Raw genomic sequence first — 15,522 nt, 5'->3', positions numbered from 1 at the left:
ATGACTTTCATGTGCCATTTACTCGTTATAAAATGAATATAAGGATGATGTTGCAACTAAGAAACTGGTACTTTTTTACCAGATTGATGCGGGGTGAAGGAAAATGGAAACCATAACATCTGAAGCACAATCAAAACTGAACAGGGTACCAAAGGATAAGTAGGATGTAAAGAAGGGGATCATTATCTCGTCCGTTGTTCTGACGAGTACCGCTGCCTTTTTTAAAGTCGCTGCAGATATGGTCGGCAGATACTTCTACAAGTTGGCGATCGCCCGCAATGATAAAGCACAGCTTGCCGGTGCATTGAGTTCAGGCGAGACGAAGGAGCCGATTCCGGAATCTGTAAAGAATACGCTTAAGAATCAGACGCACATGAGAGATGCTTTTATTGAACAAAATTCACCGGAAGATGTATTTCTCGTGTCAAATGACCGGCTGAAGCTGCATGCTTACCGTTTTTATACACATGCGGACAGTCATAAATGGGTCATCCCTCTGCATGGCTACACGAATCAGGGATCCGATATGTTCTTCTTCGTGGCAATGTTCGCGCAACATGGCTTCAACGCGCTTGTGCCCGATCTGCGGGGTGCGGGTAAAAGCGAGGGTGACTACATCGGCATGGGCTGGGACGACCGCCTGGACATCGTCGCGTGGATTAACAGCATTGTCGACCTGGATCCGGCGGCAAAGATTGTTGTCTATGGGATTTCCATGGGTGCTGCAACAGCGATGATGACAGCCGGTGAAAATTTGCCGGAAAACGTGGCTGCGATTGTCGAAGACTGCGGGTATACTTCGGTTGCTGACGAGTTTTCCTATGAACTTCACAATCTTTATTCATTGCCGGCTTTTCCGGTTCTGCCGCTGGCTGACAAAGCGATCAGAGGCAAAGCCGGTTTCAGTATCTATCAGGCTTCTTCAGTGGAGCAGCTGAAAAAGGCCAAAGTGCCGATGCTGTTTATTCACGGCGAAAAAGATACGTATGTGCCGACAGAAATGGTCTATAAAGTTTATGAAGCTGCTCCGGTTGATAAGGAGCTACTGATTGTAAAAGGTGCGCCGCATGCTTCATCCTCATTCGTTAATCCAAAGCTTTATTTTTCAAAAATCTTTGATTTTGTTGAAAAACATTTGCCGGAAAAGAAGTCAATTGGTAGATAAAGGAAAAAAATCGGTCCTCCCGAAATAGTGAGGACCGATTTTTTTAATTTGATTAACAAAGTGCAAGTGAATCATTCAAATCAGCTAAATAGAGTGATAAAAAGAATGATAAAATAGATTTCCTGGCAGCCGGCAGTCAGAAATGCAGAACCGAAAAGCACAAACATTACATTAACGATTTTTCCGGCGACCAAAACATAACTACTAACAAAGATAAAGAACGGAGCGGAAAAATGACACGCAGTACTTTTAAGCAAAAGAATCGCGCTACGCCCCGGTTTACACTGCCGTTAAAAAGCAACCATAGCCATCATGTGAGAAAAAACGATCATGCCGGTCGTCGATCCAATAAGTATTCCGGCCAGCACATCACTCGGGTAATGAAGCCCGAGAAAAATACGTGACACTGCAACGCTCAAGGCAAGCGGCAGAAGAAAGACACCCAGAAACGGGTGGTACATGATCAGCGGAATAACAACCGAGAAAACAGCTGTCGAGTGTCCGGATGGAAAGGAATGGTCAGCTAATGGATGGGCCGGAACTTTAATACCGTCCAAAGCAAGATAAGGCCGCACTCTCGGGAACATTTTTTTCAGTATCTGCACGATCAGATGGCTGACCGTCAGGGAAACCGCACAAGCTTCCGCCGTTTGATGCAGGCGCCCGTGAGAAAAAGCGAGCAGAAAAAGAACAACAAGGATCTCTGCCACAGCTCCTCCAATATTAGTAATCGTCCGGAAATAAACATTCAACGCCTTTTTTTCAAAATAGCGATTAATTCCTTTAGATATCTGGCACTCTATTTGATGAAATCCATCTATAGACTTTGAAAACATCCAAGTTCACCCCAGTGATAAATAAATTCGACACACACGCATAGTTTAATAGGGCAATATTAGCGCAGGCATTATTATTGTAAGTCCTGGACAAGAGATTTGTAAAGTTTTAAGGGAGAATATAAGCTTTTCTCGGCCATTGAAGCCATATCCCAAAGATTTATTTTTTTGCCAAGTTTCTACTAATTTTTGCTCAATGAATTGAGAATCATAACAATTGCGAGATAATAAAATTATCGATCATGATCTTGATAAACGATGAAGGAGACGATCCAATGTTGCGTCCGTTTCTGGAAATCCCGAGAATTATTCTCATCATTCTGATTCTTGGTACTCTGTTTGATTTCGGTGTAATATGGATTTATCATTTACTGGACATGACAGTTGGGAGAACGGGCTATTTTCTGATCACTATTGCGGACTTGATATTTATCTTTATCTTTTATCGCAATAAATTCCAATTTCATGGTTTTTACAAGGGACAAGGCAGACAGAAGCTTTCAGCTGGAGCAAATTATTTTCTAATGGCCGCGGCATCGATAATTTTGCTTGCCGTTCCTTTTTTTAACTAATAATAGACGGAGGACGGATTCCTGATGTGGCGTTCAACGGATAATAAGGACAACAATAGGAAAAAAGATGATAAAAATATTCAAGGATTCGATATTGACCTGAATGATGAAAGCCTGACCCGAATTGACCGGCTTGTTGATGAATATGAATCGGAAATTGTTCGGCAGCTGAACTCGGAATATGTCAGGCAGACGAAGGCAAAGGACCGGATATCAGATTATATTGCCCGGTTTGGCGGCAGCTGGCGGTTTATCATATTATTTGGCGTTTTTCTTGCACTTTGGATTGTCTGGAATGTAATTGGCCTGACCGGAGTACTAAAATTTGATAAACCGCCTTTTATTCTTTTAAATCTTTGTCTCTCATTTATCGCCGCTTTTCAGGCACCGTTTATCATGATGAGTCAGAATCGTTCTGCCGCCCGTGACAAACGGGAATCAATTATCGATTTTTCAATCAACTACAAAGCAGGAGAAGAAATCGATGATATTCAAGCACGTCTAGAGCGCATTGAGTCCGAAATCGGGGAGATTAAAGAACTTTTACAACAGAAACAGGAATAAAAGTAAAAAGTACCAATCATGTATGTTCTCGAGATCCTTGCATTAACTTCCTTATTAAAGAATCAAAATCCACCTTTCAAGCAGATTGCATGCGGCGCATAGTCAAACCGTTCGCCTTTGCTCTGAAGGTCAATCTGCCGCTCTCGACTGAGGTGTCAACATATCACCTAGTCGCTATTGACCGGGTGATTGCAAACTGCGGGGAAAAGCAAAATTGTAAGTGCTCAAATTTAACTTGTATTTTATTCTTGCAATACGCACGGAGGGAAACGGGGGAAAGCGCCATCTATTTTTCTCTCACAGGGACATAATTTTTTGAGAGAATATGAGAATTTTCATGAACCTACATAACTATTTTTATGTAAACAAAAAAACATCAAAGTAAGGAGAATCTGGATCTTGAAAATTGTCGTTAATTTGAAAAAGCATCCGATCAGGATCTCATTAATTGAGGAGACCTACTGATCATCAAAAGCGGTAAGGACGACAAAACTCAGCAATCTCAGCTGCCACTCAAAGTTCGAGAAGGAAACAACGGGTTTGGTCCTTCTCAAAAAAATCGGAGGAGAAATTACCTTTGCTAATCTGGGTGCGCGGAGGTGCATATGTCGGTGGACGTGAATATCAATTTATCATGTGAATACGACACAGATGCAGCACACATATTAACAGCTGATCCTGTTCCTCAAGAATGAGTTTAATAAAAAATTATGATTTGCTCTAAATTTATTTAATTTCAAAAAGGATTCGCAGGGTTCTGTGTCTAACTATATAAGTAACATATACTTATATAGAAACGGGGCATGGTCGGATGCGATCCGGGAGAGAAAATATTGGCTATTTTACAAAAACAGTTTCCGATAAACTGCAGATCACTCTGAGTAAACTCAGGCGGATGACACTGGCTCTGGAGAAGAAAGGCTATGTTTTCACGAGGAACAAAAGCAATCAGAGGATTTATTTTGATTCAGACATCATGGCAGTGCAGCGTATGATCACGTTGATGCGCAGAGGGCATACAATTGAAACTTCCGCCGGTGAAGTGGTGAATCAGTGCAGTGCCACTCCTGAGCTGCGGACTGAAGAAAATCCATCCCTCTTCGAATGGGAGGAGCCTGAGATTACGGAGACCGGGATCTCACTTTCTGCTTCTCAGTTCAGGCTGATGGTTGAACAGGTTGCGGCGACGGCTGCTGAGAAAACAGCTGAGGAGGTCGTGCAAAAATATGATCGTGAAATGGAACGGCGGATTGAACTGAGAGACAGAGCGCTGGTTACGCGCCTTCGTGAAATAAGTGAGACGGGCAGGAGGAGGCGCGGCTGGCTATCCCGAATGATCCGGCACTGAAGCCGCAGCCTGATAGCTGGAGAAAATGTAACAACAAAATAAATGAAAAAACCTGAGAAATTCAGCCTCAGGTTTTTAATATCCCTGTTCAAAAAATTGACGAGAGGAGCAGGCAGGTTCAAAATATACCGGTATATTCGACTTTCTGATAATCTTTCACTCTGTCAAACTGCGCTCTGGCGTAGGAACATGCCGGAATGATTTTCTTATTCTCTCTGATTGCCTTATCGACAACCGTCCGGACCAGCTGCTGTGCCAGCTTTTGCCCCCTGTATTTTGGATCGACAAAAGTATGGTCGATGCTGAGTACGGAGTCGCCTTTGAGTGTGTAAGTCAGCTCACCGATTTCAATGCCTTCTTCATCCCGGATAAAGTACCTGTTTTTGCCTTCCAGTATATCCATATGCTCATCCTCTTTTCCTATCGTTCAGGATTGCCGCGTTAAGCCAATATTTTTTAATGGCCTTTTAATACTTTCGCCATAAGACCATTCATTCCCTTTTCAGAAAAATTTTATAGATGTCCTGAGCGGTGAAATGATATTTCCGGGATATTCCATAGTGTTTGTACCGCGGAAAGCAGGCTGGTATAATGGCATTAACTTTTACAAGCAGTGTGCACGGATGGGGGGAAAACAGTTTGTTTGCCTATGAGAATAAAGAGGAGCGCCTGAGTGCATTTTCGCTTGATCTCGAACATTGGGACGACTTCGTTGCGCTCTTCGGTGATAAAGGGGCGTGCGGCGGTTGCTGGTGCATGAGCTGGCGACTGGCCAAGTCAGATTTCGATGCGAATAAAGGGGAAAGCAACAAACAGAAGATGAAGGCCCTGGTGACTGAGGGACAGGCCGTTGGTATACTTTTGTACCGGGGGAAAGAACCAATCGGATGGTGTGCAGCAGCGCCGAGAGAGCAGTATATCAGGCTCAATAAATCCAGGGTTTTTAGAAGGATAGACGATCTGCCCGTCTGGTCGATCAGCTGTTTCTTCCTGTCAAAGCGATTCAGAAGAAGGGGCTTATCCTATGATTTGGTTAAAGCAGCCGTAAACTTCTGCCAAATGAACGGTGCAGAAATTATCGAAGCATACCCAGAAGTCCCGTACAGCGACAAAGAACCCGGAACTTTCCTCTGGACAGGGATACCCGCTTCATTTGAAAAAGCCGGTTTCGTGGAAACAGTGCGCCGTTCCAAATGGAAGCGGATGATGCGGCTGCAGGTAAACAAAACCTGAACGAGGACAACATAAAATCGATTTAGCCCGGTTGCTGCACTATTATATTGAAAAGAAACGAACGACATATCGATATACGTTGCGGCCAGGTTTCTGAACCGACAGCGGAACTTAAGGGACCACTTAAGTCCTTTTTTTGTTGCAGCATTTGAAAAAGGGAAGCAATACCGTGCTCCCTGCCCAATCGTACAGAGCGTCTCTTTTTTAGATTCTAGCAACATTGCAAGTTATTCGATATAACTGTAAGATAATAGAGAATTTTAAATCACCGGTCAGATTGTTGAGACCATGAATTCATTCAACGGAGTGAGCCAATATGTCCAAGAAGAAGAAATTTGCGTGGGCTGCAGCACTGACTGGTGCTACGGCAGCAGCTTTAACAGCCGGTATGTATTTAAAACAGGAGGTCGCCAAGCGCCGCCCTTTCGTTATTGAGGAAGCCACTATTTCCGACATACAGAAGGCGCTGAAAATGGGACAAGTCACATCAAAAGATCTGGTGCAGATGTATCTGGATCGGATAGAAAAATTTGACCGTACGGGCCCAAAATTAAATGCTTTTATTGAAATTAATCCCGAGGCACTTCACGATGCAGAAGCAAGCGATGTGAAGCGGTCGGTTTCACCGGATGTAGGTCCGCTTTTCGGTGTACCCCTGATTGTTAAGGACAATATCGATACCGAGAGTCCGCTCCATACAACAGCGGGTTCCGTTGCTCTGGCCGGCAATAAACCAGCCAGGGATGCCTTCGTGGTCAGCCAGTTGAAAGCGGCAGGGGCCATTATACTTGGGAAAGCTAATCTGACCGAGTTTGCTAATTTCATTGCAAAAGATATGCCAAACGGCTACAGCTCACTCGGCGGACAGGTGCTTAATCCGTATGGAGCTTCGTTTGATGTCGGCGGATCAAGTGCGGGAACGGGCGCCGCAGTGGCTGCGAACCTCGCCGCCGCAGGCATCGGAACAGAAACATCCGGTTCAATTCTGAGCCCTGCGTCATCCAATTCACTGGTCGGCATCAAACCAACCGTAGGCGTTATCAGCCGCAGCGGCATTATTCCGATCGCCCATAGCCAGGATACAGCAGGTTCAATGGCGCGTACTGTCAAAGATGCTGTTCTCTTACTGAATGCAATGACCGGGGTCGACGAAGATGATGAAGAAACGGTCTGGAGCCAGGGTGATGTGAAAAAGGATTACACCGTTTATCTGAGACATGGGGGATTAAAAGGCGCCCGGCTTGGCATCGACCGACATTATCTGGAATCTTTGAGTGAGGAACAAGTGAAGCTGATCAATCAAGCACTTGATGATATGAGAGCAAAGGGAGCAACGATCTTGGACCCCGTTGTCATTGCCTCATCCGAAGCGCTTGAAAAACATAAATCATCCGTCATGTATCGTGAATTTAAATGGGACATGAACCAGTATCTTGAGAAACTTCCTTCAGACTCACCGGTTCACAGTCTGGCCGATGTTATTAACTATAATAAGGAGCATGCAGATAAAGCTTTGAAATATGGACAGGCTGTGCTTGAAAAATCGGAAGCATTGAGCAGCGATTTGGGAGAAAAGCAGTATCTGGCTGACCGCGCGGATGATATCCGTTTGTCGCGGAAAGAAGGTATAGACGCTGTCTTGAAGGCGCGCCATCTTGATGCGCTGATTTTCGCCAATTACTCAGGCTGCGATATTGCCGCAAAAGCAGGGTATCCATCCATTACTGTTCCTGCCGGCTATACAAGCGCCGGAGAACCCATCGGTATTACGTTCACTGGACTTGCGTTCAGCGAACCGAAACTGATCGAGCTTGCTTACGGGTTCGAACAGGCTACCAAACGCCGGATTCCTCCCGTACTCTGATCGCTGATTCTCTTAATCCGGTCTCGGCATAGCCCCTGATTTGAAATCGATTCGTACTTCTGCCCTTTTATTAAACTGGGTACCTTTCTCATTTGCCGTGCATAAACTAGAGAATGGGATGAACGAGGGAGGTCAGAAGCGCAATGGATGAATTTAGACCTGATGATCCGGGAGTGAACAGTCAGCTTATTGAACGGCTCAGAACAGCGATCACCGGTGAGTATAATGCAATCACTTGTTATGAGGTGCTGATGAATCAAGCGCGTACAGGACACGAACGGCAGCAGATCGGTGAGATACGCGGCGATGAGATGCACCATTATCAAGTGTTCTCTGCTCTATACCAGCAGCTTACCGGTGAAACCTACCAGCCCCATCAGACGGGAACGTGTCCGAATACGTATCTGGAAGGACTGCGTCACGCGATCGAAGATGAGCAGAATACGGTTGACTTTTATCTGGAATCAGGGGATATGGCACCTAACGAACAAATAAAATCGATCTTTTACCGGATAGCCAAGGATGAGCAGCAGCATGCTGTTTGGTTCTTATACTTTTACTCACTCAGCCGGTATTAAAAATTGTTTAAATGATGCGAATCAATCGGCGGGAAAATGATCCATTTTTCCCGCCGATTCTGTTTATTTATCAAAATTGTTTAGAATGACCTTTTCTTATTGATGACCGGATTGAGCCGCCCGGCCTTCAGAGGTGACGCGCTTCTTAAAATTTAAACCCGATAATGAAAAAACAAGCAGCGCAAGCCAGATGAACGAAAATGAAATAAGCTGGACAAGCGTAAACGCTTCTTTATAAACAGTAATGCCAATCAAGAGTGAAAGCGTAGGGGTAATATACTGAAAAAAGCCGATCATGGTCAGTGAAATCCGCTGCGCACCTTCAGCAAAAAAGAGCAGAGGCACCGCCGTGACGACACCGGTTCCGATTAACAGCAACGTTGTCAGAAGAGAGCCATTTGCAAACGCAGCCGTCCCGGAAATCTGAACGTGGACCAAGTAGAAAAGCGCAACGGGCGTCACAAAAAGTGTTTCAAAAGTCAGTTCAATAGATGGGTCGATTTTGATCAGTTTCTTGGTCAATCCATAGAAACCAAATGAAAAAGCGAGTGTCAAAGCAATCAGCGGAAGCTGGCCGAAAGCAACTGTCTGGACAAGAACACCGCAAGCAGCGAGAACTACCGCCACGACCTGCGGGATTGTCAGTTTTTCCTTCAGAATCAAGATCCCCAGCACGATGCTGACAAGCGGATTAATATAATAGCCCATGCTGGATTCAACGACATGGTTATTCGTTACGGCCCAAATGTAGATGAACCAGTTCAGGCTGATCAGCAGTGCTGCGGCAAAGACAAGAAACAGGTTGCGGAGATTGTGAAAGAGTTCCTTCAACTGTTTCAGGAAGGTAGACCATTTTCCGGAAACCCACAGCAGGCTGATCATGAAAACCAGTGCCCAGAGAATCCGATGCGCCAGAATTTCAATGGCAGGCACCCGATTCAATGGAATCCAGTATAACGGGAAAAGCCCCCACATGAAATATGCTCCGATGGCATACAAAGCACCGGACTTTTTCTTATGCTGTTCTGCACTTAACTCTGTTGTTGCCGGCAACTCACTTTTCACTGCTCATCCACAACCCCTCAAAATTGTTTACAATGGAACATATCTAGTATAATTAAATGCAATATCTAGTATTGTAATCGAAAGCGGACTCGATGAAAAGAAAAAAAGACTGCAAATTTCTGAAAGAAGGATTTTTCATTGGGGTTTAAAAGAAAAGCGGGCATTGATGTGGGCGGCACTTTGATCAAGGCGGCTATCAGAGATGCAGATGGGCTGAAATTTCGGAGCTTTATGGCCGATGAACTGGGTCAGTGCGCCCGCTGGCTGAACGATGACCTATCGGATACGGATTTGTGCCTGACCGGTGGGGGAGCTTCCATGCTGCAGGAAAAACTCTTGCAACAAAAAGTCCACCTGATCCCGGAGTTCGAAGCTTCCTGCAGCGGAGTGCGCTTTTTTCTGAAAAAAGCTTCAGAAAGGGCAACGGATCGTTTTATTCTGACTAACTGCGGCACCGGAACGTCTATCCACTTAGTGGACGGAAATACGCAACGCCGGATCGGCGGCTCGGGCATCGGGGGAGGGACCTTGATAGGCCTTTCCGAACTTCTGACGGGCAAGCATCATTTCAGAACCTTGATGGGTCTCGCTGATCACGGAAATCGTGATCGTATCGACTTGACGGTCGCCCGAATCTATGAAGGAGCTGTTCCGCCAATCCCCGGCGATTTAACGGCAAGTAACTTTGGACTTGCCTCTCGGGGCACAGCAGAAATAGATGAAGCCGACAAAGTTTCAGCTGTAATCGGCCTCGTTGCCGAGACAATTACAACTCTTAGTATTTTTGCGGCGGAAAAAGAAGGTGTTCGAACAGCGGTTTACATTGGAAGCTCTTTTGCAGGAAATCCGGAGATGAGAGCCATTGTAATGCGCTACAGCAGGCTCTACGGCATCAAGCCCGTCATCCCGGAAAACGGCCAGTACAGCGGGGCAGTCGGCGCGTTGCTTCGACTTGAACATTAAACGGTTAGCAAGGCTTCAGGCGCGGGCAGAGGCCTTCTTCTAAATTTTTATATCTTCTAAGGGTATTAAAAAAGCCCCAATGTTAATCAGGGCCGAATATCTGTTTCTCATTTTTTCGAATGATCATATCCATTTGGTGAAGATTTCGGATAAGAAAAACCTTCACCAAATACTTCATGAACATCATTGACAGTCACAAAGGCATCCGGATCAATTTCCTTAATTAGGTTTTTCAGCCGGAACACTTCATTGTGGCTGACGACGCAGTACAAAACGTTCATTTCACGCCGTGTGTAGCCCCCCTTTCCGTCAATCAGGGTTAGGCTCCGGTTGAGTGAGCTCATAATTTTCTCGGCGATCTCATCACTTTTCCTGGAAAAAATCATCACCGCTTTTCCAGCATAAGCGCCCTTCTGAATCATATCGATCATCCGTGCACCGACAAAAACACCGACCAGCGTGTACATCATCTGACGATAATCCAGATAGACAAGCGATATAATGATGACCGCGGCATCAATAATCAGCATAGTTTTGCTCATCGCCCAGCCGTATTTCTTATGGGTGATCCGCGCAACAATGTCCGAACCGCCGGTTGTCCCGCCATACCTGAAAATGATACCGAGGCCGCCGCCGATAAATACGCCTGCAAACAGAGCGGCAAGGAGCAGGTCATGAGCCAGTGAAAAGTTAAACGTAATGAGATACTGAAAAATAAATAGAAAAACAGACAGTGAGAAAGTCCCAATCAAAGTATAAATAAATTCGTTCCTTCTGAAAAATTTCCATCCGGCCAGGAAAAGGGGAACGTTCAGGACAATGTTGCTGATCGCCGGGTCAATGGAAAATTTGTTATACAAAATCAGTGTCAGGCCGGTCACGCCGCCTTCAGCCAATTGATTCTTCATGTTAAAATTAACAAGTCCGAAAGCATAGATGGCTGCTCCGATCAGGATAAAAATGATGTTCTTTGTCTTTAAGTCGAGTTTCATTGTGCCACATCCTTTACTGCTCTTACACCATTTATATCATAAGCGTATGCACGCAATCGTTCAATATCGCCATTTCTCAGCCTGCGCCGCTTCTCTAGGATAACAGCGTTTTCGCCTCTGTCAAACAGTGGTATGATATTTTTGTCCGGAAAATTCTATCGGTTGATTTTTAAGAAGTGTATCGAGTTTGCCAGCAATCATCACGGGAAGAAACGAAGCTATAGAATGGAGTCTGTGCATTGGGCGAAAAAACAATGGGAACGCTGCAGAAAGAAGTCGATGATTACATCAGCCAGTTTAAGGAGGGTTATTTTTCACCGCTGGCTTTGACGGCGAGGCTGACTGAAGAGCTGGGTGAGCTGGCCCGCGAAGTCAATCACTACTATGGGGAAAAGAAAAAAAAGCCGACGGAATCTGAAAAAACAATAGAAGAAGAAATGGGAGATCTGTTGTTTGTTGTCATCTGCATGGCAAACAGTTTACATATTGATCTTGGAACAGCTCTTGGGCGCGTTCTGGACAAGTTTAACACGCGTGACAAAGACCGCTGGACTAAAAAGGATGAAGGGGCAAGATAAAGATGGTTGAAACAAAACAAATCAACATTGTAGTTGCCGGCCCGCGGGGCAGAATGGGGTCGGAGACGATCCGCATGATCATCGGCACACCTGGATTCAGATTGACTGCCGCCATCGACGACGGTCACGACAAAGAAAAGGTCGGAGAATTGCTTGGTATCTCCGAACTTGATGTTCCGGTTTATGCAGATATTGACGCATGCCTTTCAGCAGAGCATCCCGACGTGCTGATCGATTTTACGAATCCTGAGGCAGGAAAACGAAATCTTCAGGCCGCCATTGACTTTGGTGTTCGGCCGGTCATTGGCACTTCAGGTTTTTCTAATGAAGAGGTTGAGGGTTATCAAAAACTTATGGAAGAGAAAAAGCTCGGTGGGATCATTGCACCTAATTTCGCGATTGGTGCCGTCCTTGTTATGAAATTCAGCCAGATGGCCGCCAAATATTTTCCGGATGTAGAAATTATCGAATTGCATCACGACGGAAAAAAAGATGCGCCGTCCGGAACTGCGATCAAGACAGCTGAATTGATTGAAAAAACGAGAAAACCTAAGAAACAGGGAGCGCCTGACGAAAGGGAGACGCTCAGAGGCGCACGGGGCGCCGATTTTGATGGTATGCGCATCCACAGCGTCCGCCTGCCCGGTCTGATCGCCCATCAGGAGGTTCTTTTCGGCAGCAAGGGTGAACTTCTAACTCTGCGGCATGACTCCATGGAGCGTGCTTCCTTCATGACAGGTGTCCGTTATTCGGTTCGTACCGTGATGTCACTGGATACATTGGTTTACGGACTCGAAAATATTTTGGATTAAGTTTCCAAATGGGTACTGTCGACCATTTTTTGAAACGAGGGATTGCCAGTGAAAATTGCATTGATTGCACACGATAAGAAAAAACCTGAGATGGTCCAGTTCGCCAGCGCTTATCAGTCCGTTCTGGCGAAACACGCACTGTACGCAACAGGAACAACAGGGCTGAAAGTCATGGAAGCAACCGGGATGAAGGTGCACCGCTTTCAGTCCGGTCCGCTTGGCGGCGATCAGCAAATTGGCGCTATGATTGCTTCAAATGAGATGGATCTGGTCGTTTTTCTGCGCGACCCGTTGACGGCTCAGCCTCATGAACCGGATGTCAATGCACTTCTGAGGCTCAGCGATGTGTACCGGATCCCGCTTGCAACCAATCTGGCATCGGCAGAAATCATGATGCATGCACTGAAGCGCGGTGAATTTCACTGGCGGGAGCTCATGCATGCAAAACAGGCGAAACAGCAATGAGCTGGATGAACATGAGCGGAAAGCCTGCCTGTTATTCGCACAAATGAGGTGTCACAGATGAATTTTCCTTTTGAAAAAGCGGCTGCCATCCTCGACAAGCTGACCGAAAACGGTTTTGAAGCCTATGTCGTCGGCGGTGCAGTCCGGGACTATTTGCTAGGGCGTCCGGTTCATGACGTAGATATTACAACCTCCGCACATCCTGATGAAATCATGACACTGTTTAAAAGAACCATTCCCATTGGCATTCAGCATGGAACGGTTGCCGTGATTTATAGCGGCAGAACTTACGAAGTGACGACGTTTCGTTCAGAGAGCGGTTATGATGATTTCCGGCATCCGAATCAAGTCAGCTTTGAATCTTCACTTGAAAAGGATCTGATGCGGCGAGATTTTACTATTAATGCGCTCGCCATGGACCGGACCGGACAGATAATTGACCTGTTCGGAGGGCAGGACGACATGAAGAAAAAACGCCTCCGGACCGTGGGCTGTGCGGAGGAACGGATCGCCGAAGACCCGCTCCGGATGATGCGGGGCATCCGATTTGTGGCAGAACTTGATTTCTCACTGGGTGAGGCCGAACGTCTGGCATTCAGCAAGAACTTCGCTTTACTTAAAAAGATATCAATCGAACGCATTGATCAGGAAATGAACAAATTGCTCGCCGGTGCAGCAGCAACTGATGCGATCCGGCTGCTTTTCGATACAGGCTGCATCTATGTGCTGCCTTGTCTGAATCATGCGTCTGCAGACCAATGCCTTTTCTCTGTCCGTTTCTCTGTTCTGATTTCTGACGCGGAACGCTGGGCGGCTTTTCTTGAATCGCTGGGGATACGCTATATGTTTGGATTTGCGCAAGCTTGGAAATGGCCGGCCTCAAGAAGAAAAGATGTCGGCAGGCTTTTGGAGTATGACGGGAACTATGCACAGTTTTCCTGGGACAGACTCTCTGTGTATGATGCAGGGCCGGAACTCGCGAAAGCCGTTGAGCGGCTTGAGACGGCACTAGGCAAAGCAGAAACTGATTGCCTGAAACAGAGAGAGCAGCGAATTGACAACCTTTGGCGGAGCTGCCCGGTCAAAAGCAGGAGGGAGCTGGCAGCGACAGGTCATGAATTGATCAAATGGTCAGGACAAAAACCGGGGCCCTGGCTTTCGGAAGCCATTGCGGCGCTTGAAAAAAAGATTGTGACCGGCGAAGTACCAAATGAGCTTGGGGGAATTGAATCGTGGTTCAGAGTGTGGCAGGGCGAACAAAAAAAGCAATATTGAAAATGCTGTACGAGAACAGGGAACGTTTTCTTTCCGGTCAGAAAATTTCGGAGACGATCGGCTGCTCACGTACCGCGGTCTGGAAACATATCCGTGAGCTGTCAGAGGAGGGCTTTATGATCGAGGCGGTGCAGAAAAGCGGGTATAAACTGACAGGAGCTCCATTAGGACTTAATGAAGCTGCCCTTTCTTCAGGACTTGAGACAAAAACGCTCGGCCATTCTATCCGTTTCTTTGAAACGATCCATTCAACTCAGAAAGAAGCACTCCAGTTAGCGGATGATGGCGCCGAAGACGGCACTTTGGTGATCACAAATGAGCAGATTGCCGGCCGCGGGCGATTGGGCCACTCATGGCAATCTCAGCGGGGAGAGAATATCGCCATGAGTCTGATTCTCAGGCCCGGTCTGCCCATTGAACAAACGCCGCAGTTAACCCTGCTGACAGCCGTCGCCGCCGTGCAAGCCATTGAAGAGACGGCCGGCTTGTCTTGCGGCATTAAGTGGCCGAACGATATTCTGTACCACGGCCGGAAACTTGTCGGTATACTGACAGAACTGCAAGCCGAAGCGACTTTTGTCAAGGCCGTTGTGATTGGTATCGGGATTAACGTCAATTCCGACGTGAGCCATTTTCCGGAAGAACTGAAAACAACAGCGTCCTCGCTCTATGCGATAACGGGAAAAAAATATGACCTGGCGCAATTTGTTCAACTATTTCTGCTGACATTTGAAGGACTCTATGAACTTTTTCTTCAGAAAGGGTTCTCCGTGATCAAGCCTCTGTGGGAAAAGCGGGCGATCAGCCTCGGAAAACAGATCAGAGTACGCCAGCCCGGCGGCCGTGTCATAGAGGGGACAGCGCTTGGAATCAATGATGAAGGGGTGCTTCTATTGAAGGATAGTGACGGGCTAATGACGCGGATCTATTCTGCCGACATTGAATGGTCGTAAGCCTTAAAGCAAAAGCGGTCAATTATATCGTCCTATGCTGCGAAAAATGCCGCTTCATTTGTTATAATAAGAGTTGCGCGGGGGCGTGCCTGAACAACAAGGCTGCATTTTCCGATCGGTAAAGCGGCACAGACAGGGCCCGGATCCTGACGCAAATAAAAAGAAAAGTCCGCTATGATCCTTGAAAAGACGTAGACGGAAGGCCGGCGACGCTGTACTTCGTGCGCTGGGTCGGACCTTCTCCGGACAATAGGAGGAG

At 46.4% G+C, this 15,522-nt stretch carries 17 protein-coding genes; 13 read left to right on the top strand and 4 right to left on the bottom strand.

The window, feature by feature from the left end:
• Positions 1 to 238: 238 nt before the first annotated feature.
• Positions 239 to 1,165: an alpha/beta hydrolase gene (locus tag COP04_RS10810; protein ID WP_100488031.1), complete on the top strand. Its 927-nt coding sequence runs from the start codon at positions 239 to 241 to the stop codon at positions 1,163 to 1,165.
• A gap of 290 nt (positions 1,166 to 1,455) precedes the next feature.
• Here the strand turns inward: COP04_RS10810 and COP04_RS10805 are convergent, their stop codons facing one another.
• On the bottom strand, positions 1,456 to 2,001 hold the full coding sequence (locus COP04_RS10805; RefSeq protein WP_100488030.1) for a phosphatase PAP2 family protein: 546 nt from the start codon (positions 1,999 to 2,001) through the stop codon (positions 1,456 to 1,458).
• A 275-nt stretch (positions 2,002 to 2,276) separates the two neighbouring features.
• Between COP04_RS10805 and COP04_RS10800 the strand changes: the two genes are divergently transcribed.
• From COP04_RS10800 to COP04_RS10790, 3 genes are all read left to right on the top strand, one after another.
• Positions 2,277 to 2,573 (top strand): hypothetical protein, encoded by a 297-nt coding sequence (locus COP04_RS10800; RefSeq protein WP_100488029.1) that lies wholly within the window; start codon positions 2,277 to 2,279, stop codon positions 2,571 to 2,573.
• A gap of 24 nt (positions 2,574 to 2,597) precedes the next feature.
• Positions 2,598 to 3,137 (top strand): DUF1003 domain-containing protein, encoded by a 540-nt coding sequence (locus COP04_RS10795; protein ID WP_100488028.1) that lies wholly within the window; start codon positions 2,598 to 2,600, stop codon positions 3,135 to 3,137.
• 811 nt (positions 3,138 to 3,948) lie between these two features.
• Complete coding sequence (locus COP04_RS10790) at positions 3,949 to 4,485, top strand: hypothetical protein (RefSeq protein ID WP_100488027.1); 537 nt, start codon at positions 3,949 to 3,951, stop codon at positions 4,483 to 4,485.
• A gap of 118 nt (positions 4,486 to 4,603) precedes the next feature.
• Here the strand turns inward: COP04_RS10790 and COP04_RS10785 are convergent, their stop codons facing one another.
• Positions 4,604 to 4,888, bottom strand: coding sequence for a GNAT family N-acetyltransferase (locus COP04_RS10785; RefSeq protein ID WP_100488026.1), 285 nt, complete (start codon positions 4,886 to 4,888; stop codon positions 4,604 to 4,606).
• A gap of 188 nt (positions 4,889 to 5,076) precedes the next feature.
• Between COP04_RS10785 and COP04_RS10780 the strand changes: the two genes are divergently transcribed.
• The 3 genes from COP04_RS10780 to COP04_RS10770 all read left to right on the top strand — a co-directional run bounded on the left by COP04_RS10780 (position 5,077) and on the right by COP04_RS10770 (position 8,160).
• Complete coding sequence (locus COP04_RS10780; protein WP_100488025.1) at positions 5,077 to 5,718, top strand: GNAT family N-acetyltransferase; 642 nt, start codon at positions 5,077 to 5,079, stop codon at positions 5,716 to 5,718.
• 316 nt (positions 5,719 to 6,034) lie between these two features.
• Positions 6,035 to 7,582, top strand: a complete 1,548-nt coding sequence (locus COP04_RS10775) for an amidase family protein (protein ID WP_100488024.1) — start codon at positions 6,035 to 6,037, stop codon at positions 7,580 to 7,582.
• A 143-nt stretch (positions 7,583 to 7,725) separates the two neighbouring features.
• Positions 7,726 to 8,160: a ferritin family protein gene (locus tag COP04_RS10770; protein ID WP_100488023.1), complete on the top strand. Its 435-nt coding sequence runs from the start codon at positions 7,726 to 7,728 to the stop codon at positions 8,158 to 8,160.
• Between the two features lie 96 nt (positions 8,161 to 8,256).
• On the opposite strand, the gene rarD is transcribed toward COP04_RS10770, so the two are convergent.
• Positions 8,257 to 9,225 (bottom strand): EamA family transporter RarD, encoded by a 969-nt coding sequence (gene rarD / locus COP04_RS10765; protein ID WP_239984839.1) that lies wholly within the window; start codon positions 9,223 to 9,225, stop codon positions 8,257 to 8,259.
• Between the two features lie 138 nt (positions 9,226 to 9,363).
• Here rarD and coaW point away from each other — a divergent pair, with 138 nt between their 5' ends.
• Positions 9,364 to 10,188, top strand: a complete 825-nt coding sequence (gene coaW / locus COP04_RS10760) for a type II pantothenate kinase (protein ID WP_100488022.1) — start codon at positions 9,364 to 9,366, stop codon at positions 10,186 to 10,188.
• A gap of 107 nt (positions 10,189 to 10,295) precedes the next feature.
• Here the strand turns inward: coaW and COP04_RS10755 are convergent, their stop codons facing one another.
• Positions 10,296 to 11,180: a YitT family protein gene (locus COP04_RS10755; protein WP_100488021.1), complete on the bottom strand. Its 885-nt coding sequence runs from the start codon at positions 11,178 to 11,180 to the stop codon at positions 10,296 to 10,298.
• Between the two features lie 254 nt (positions 11,181 to 11,434).
• Here COP04_RS10755 and COP04_RS10750 point away from each other — a divergent pair, with 254 nt between their 5' ends.
• Genes COP04_RS10750 through COP04_RS10730 form a run of 5 tightly spaced genes read left to right on the top strand, consistent with a single transcriptional unit; the run spans position 11,435 to position 15,263 of the window.
• A complete protein-coding gene (locus COP04_RS10750) occupies positions 11,435 to 11,758 on the top strand; it encodes a nucleotide pyrophosphohydrolase (RefSeq protein ID WP_100489638.1) in 324 nt (107 codons plus the stop codon).
• Between the two features lie 2 nt (positions 11,759 to 11,760).
• Positions 11,761 to 12,570, top strand: coding sequence for a 4-hydroxy-tetrahydrodipicolinate reductase (dapB, locus tag COP04_RS10745; protein WP_100488020.1), 810 nt, complete (start codon positions 11,761 to 11,763; stop codon positions 12,568 to 12,570).
• A gap of 48 nt (positions 12,571 to 12,618) precedes the next feature.
• Complete coding sequence (mgsA, locus tag COP04_RS10740; protein ID WP_100488019.1) at positions 12,619 to 13,035, top strand: methylglyoxal synthase; 417 nt, start codon at positions 12,619 to 12,621, stop codon at positions 13,033 to 13,035.
• Positions 13,036 to 13,092: 57 nt separating this feature from the next.
• On the top strand, positions 13,093 to 14,310 hold the full coding sequence (locus tag COP04_RS10735) for a CCA tRNA nucleotidyltransferase (RefSeq protein ID WP_100488018.1): 1,218 nt from the start codon (positions 13,093 to 13,095) through the stop codon (positions 14,308 to 14,310).
• The gene (locus COP04_RS10730; RefSeq protein WP_420852790.1) at positions 14,280 to 15,263 is read left to right on the top strand and encodes a biotin--[acetyl-CoA-carboxylase] ligase; all 984 of its coding nucleotides are present in this window, start codon (positions 14,280 to 14,282) and stop codon (positions 15,261 to 15,263) included. The genes COP04_RS10735 and COP04_RS10730 overlap by 31 nt, the downstream gene beginning before the upstream one ends.
• Positions 15,264 to 15,522 lie beyond the last annotated feature (259 nt).

Source organism: Sporolactobacillus pectinivorans, from assembly GCF_002802965.1.
In the GTDB taxonomy this organism is placed as follows: Bacteria; Bacillota; Bacilli; order Bacillales; family Sporolactobacillaceae; genus Sporolactobacillus; species Sporolactobacillus pectinivorans.
Note: the sequence above shows the minus strand (reverse complement) of the source record. Positions and strands in the feature narration are given on the sequence as shown.